Origin of the sequence: Psychrobacter sp. Choline-02u-9 (assembly GCF_002836505.1) — a bacterium.
Lineage (GTDB): Bacteria > Pseudomonadota > Gammaproteobacteria > Pseudomonadales > Moraxellaceae > Psychrobacter.
In genome coordinates, this window is sequence record NZ_PJBF01000010.1 from 1 (window position 1) to 4,162 (window position 4,162).

Here is a 4,162-nt window from a genome sequence, read left to right on the forward strand (position 1 = left end):
TCAGCCCCAAACTCATTAAATCCTTTAGTAATACCGTTATCGGTATCATCTTTACTAAAGGCAGTCAGCTCCAGCTCTGGTCTGACCACCCAACGCTGATCTAAGCGCCACTCGTACGCTGTCCCAAGATCAAGCTGGACTTGACCATCAGTATATAGATAAGCTCTTGCGTCAGTCTCAACGAAGTACGGCGCCGTACCAACAATGCCTGCCATGATTGCGGACTTATCGTTTTCAGTATTATAAGCAACACCGGCTTCTCCATTCCAGAAGATACCGAGCGGCTTCCAATAAGCGAGTGAGGTTAAGCTATCAATTTCTTTATCATCGTTAGTTTGAGCACTACCTTCACTGCGTAGAGTGACACGATTACTATCAGTACCGTACCACGTATCAAACTCAAAATCGATTTGGTCATTCTCAAACTGATAGCCCAAAGTTTCTACTGACACACCCCATAACGGTAAGCTATCCATCATCACAGGCTTACCAAAGCGACCATAGGGAACGCCGTTTGAATAGTCAGGACTGCGAGCATCAGCTGGAGCTTTACCACCTTGCATTCCTGACATGTCCATACTGCCATGATCCATGCCCGACATATCCATGCCACTATGATCCATACCTGACATATCGCCCGACATATCCATGCCACTGTGATCCATATCTGACATGTCACCTGACATATCCATACCACTGTGATCCATATCCGACATATCGCCTGACATATCCATACCACTATGATCCATATCCGACATATCGCCTGACATATCCATGCCACTATGGTCCATATCTGACATATTGCCCGACATATCCATGCTGCTGTGATCCATATCTGACATATCCATACCAGACATGTCCATACTGCCATGATCCATGTTCGACATCTCAGCAGCGTTTGCTAAAGGTGACATTAGTAGCATCAAAGATGACATGCCAATAAACGGTAGACCTACTTTATATATTTTCATAATAAGGCTCATATTCGAAGGTTTATTAAACAACGGCAACTTCTCTAAACATCCCTGCTTCCATGTGATAGAGCAAGTGGCAATGCCATGCCCATCTGCCAGCTTCTCCGGTGACATCAAAGCTTATCTTTTGTGCAGGCTGTACCATTATCGTATGCTTACGTACTTGAAACTCACCTGAAGGCATCCGCAGATCGCTCCACATACCATGCAAATGCATGGGATGATTCATCATGGTGTCATTGACTAAGGTAATACGTACGCGCTCACCCGGCTTAATATTGACCGGTGCGGCATCTTTGAACATAACCCCGTCTAGAGCCCAAATATAGCGCTCCATGTTTCCCGTCAGATGTATTTCAATCTCTCTGGTGGGTTTGCGCTGCTCTGCCATTATCTCATCGCCGACAGAGCGCAACTGACTATAATTCAAAACCTTTCTATCAATGTTACGTAGATTAATACCAGGGTCATCAAGGTTCATACGCGGACTATCAACGCGCATATCGGACTTAAAGTCATATTCTGTTTTGGCATGTTTAGCGTTATAGCCATTCGATCCCATGGCGCCCATCATGTCGGCCATCGTCAGCCATTCGATTTTGTCCATAGCAGGTATCGCAGGACGAGCACCTTTTTTGGTAGCAAGCGTTGTCGCAACATAGCCTGACCGATCTATGTTTTGAGCAAATATGGTATGCGCGTCTTTAGTGGGCGTCACGATGACATCATAAGTCTCGGCCACCCCAATACGGAAATCATCGATATCGACGGGACTGACATCAATCCCATCCGTCGCGACGACTTTCATTTTTAGGCCGGGGATGCGTACATCAAATATCGTCTGCGCTGAACCATTAATAAAACGTAGTTTGACAGGCTGTCCAGCCTTGACAAGTTGCGTCCAGTTAGCCGCTGTGGTTTTGCCATTGATAAGGTAGGTAAATGTGTTTTCACCCGACAAGTCCGTAAAATCAGTGGGCATCATGCGCATCTGATTCCAACTTTTGCGCTTATCAAACGCGGTTTTCAGATCCGTTTCGGCAATATCGGACAATAGCTTTTTAAAGTCTGGCAGATGATAATTATCAAAGTCAGCACGCTGCTTAAGTAGTTTTAGCAGATTATGCGGATCGCGATGCGTCCAATCACTAAGCAGGATAACGTGATCTTCCTCGATAGGATAGCGTTCGCGCCCTTTCGGCTCAATGACGATGGCCCCGCGCATACCGGTCTGCTCTTGGAAGCCAGTATGCGAGTGATACCAATAAGTGCCTGACTGTATCAGTTTAAATTTGTACGTGAAGGTGCTACCCGCAGGAATACCATCAAAGCTGATACCCGGTACGCCATCCATCTCAAACGGCACTAAGAGGCCATGCCAGTGAATAGAGGTCGACTCATTCAGCTGATTATGGACTCGAATGGTGACCGTATCGCCTTCTTGCATCTTAAGCGTTGGCGCAGGCAGTGAGTCATTTATCAGCGTTGCCATGCTTGACTTGCCGTTGACCGTTATCATCTTCTCACTGACATAAAGATCAAATTCATTACCCGTTAGTATAGGTACAATGTGATCGGCTCTATCACTATTGACTACGACATTTTGGCTTTTAGTTAAAGCACTATTAGCCATCGTCGGTAGTGTGGATAGCATCGACGCGCCGAGCAAGGTGGATGACCCTGTCAAAAAACGCCTGCGGTTAAATCTGTTTTTATTCATAATATTGACCTAAGTTAATCCATGAAATGAGAGTTGAACTTATATATCTGATAACTTATTAATAGAACTACATCTGCTGCGCTGGCGACTCAATAGCCGCATACACTTGAGTGCTGCCATCCTTGTTCAATTGCATGACTTTATAGGGCATGAATTTACCTTCATACTCCATACCGGGGCTACCAACCGGCATACTCGGTACGGCAAGTCCAATAGCTTGTGCAGGAGGATTTGCTAAGAATTCAGCCATGTGTTTAGCAGGAACGTGACCTTCAAAAACATAACCATTAGTAGTGACGGCGGTATGACAAGAGCGCATTTGCTGCGGGACACCGTAACGCTCTTTAAATAAAGATAAATCTGTAACGTCTTGCGCAGTTGCGCTTAGACCATGACCTTCGGCATAGCCTACCCATTCTTTACAGCAGCCGCAGTTGGCATCTTTATAAACCGTGGCTGAGACGTTTTTGAGTAATGATGACGAGCTGTTAACGGGAGCATTTGTAGGAGCAGAACTTTCATTTTGTACTTGTGCATTCTGGGTAGCAGACTGTTCAACCTTTACTGGTTGAGAATCAGAGCCACTGGTATTAGATTGGCTGCAAGCGGCTAGCGTTAACGAGAGTGACGATGTCACCACCAATAAAAGGACACGACCGGATAACCAGCTATGTCCATTAGAAAGCACATGTGTGTAATGTCTCATTAAATTACTCCTAAACGTCTATTATTATGCTCGATATTCTAAAAACTTACACCCTATATTTAATTCTTATGTACTTAACTAAAAACATTACATGCAGCACTGTTCAGTACTGCATTATTAATATAATAGCGACAACCGTGAGTTAGGAGGCTTTCATATCTAGAAAGTATTAATGCTGCATTCCAGATCCATCATCCGACATATTCATATCACCGTCAAATGACATGTCCATCATATCGCCATCTATCCTAGTGGTTAGCATCGTGTACTGAGCTTCATCTAATTCAGGTAACGATCTAATGAAGGCTACCATTGCCCACATTCTAGCGTCGTCATGAGAAGCACCCCACGTAGGCATTCCAGATGCCATAATACCGTGCTTGATTGCCCAAAAGCCTTGCTTTGCACCGTCTTCTGTTTGATAACGTTTGACAATATCAGCCTTGGTAAAGTTGGGCGGCTTTGGATATAAGCCCTCACTAAAGTCAGTTTGTGCCACTCCCGGAGACAAGTGACAGCCTGCACACATATCCTTATAGTCCGCGCCCCCAGAGCTGATATCGACCTTCTCTAAGTCTGGTACCACAATATCTTTACTGGCATTTGCTATGGAACGATTGCGAGCGGTTTCCAAAAAGCTAAACATCATTGGGCTATGCTCTTGGTCAGCTCCCACATTGACAACACCACTAGTAACAACCGCAAACACGCCAACGATTGCCACAAATACGGTAAAGAGCGCACCCAATAAAAATTTCATAT

4 protein-coding genes are annotated in these 4,162 nt (G+C 45.0%); all 4 read right to left on the minus strand.

Annotated features, from left to right (window positions below):
- On the minus strand, nt 1–971 hold a 971-nt coding region (locus CXF69_RS00460), incomplete at its 3' end, for a copper resistance protein B (protein WP_102078918.1).
- 25 nt (nt 972–996) lie between these two features.
- The gene (locus tag CXF69_RS00465) at nt 997–2,694 is read right to left on the minus strand and encodes a copper resistance system multicopper oxidase (protein ID WP_102078919.1); all 1,698 of its coding nucleotides are present in this window, start codon (nt 2,692–2,694) and stop codon (nt 997–999) included.
- 67 nt (nt 2,695–2,761) lie between these two features.
- On the minus strand, nt 2,762–3,400 hold the full coding sequence (locus CXF69_RS00470; protein WP_102078920.1) for a DUF411 domain-containing protein: 639 nt from the start codon (nt 3,398–3,400) through the stop codon (nt 2,762–2,764).
- Between the two features lie 169 nt (nt 3,401–3,569).
- Nucleotides 3,570–4,162 (minus strand): c-type cytochrome (locus CXF69_RS00475; protein ID WP_101205938.1); only part of this gene is annotated, 593 nt, incomplete at its 5' end.

Coding starts and splice junctions, on each gene's coding strand:
- CXF69_RS00465 (WP_102078919.1), bottom strand. CDS start 2,694: ATGAATAAAAACAGATTTAACCGCAGGCGTTTTTTGACAGGGTCATCC.
- CXF69_RS00470 (WP_102078920.1), bottom strand. CDS start 3,400: ATGAGACATTACACACATGTGCTTTCTAATGGACATAGCTGGTTATCC.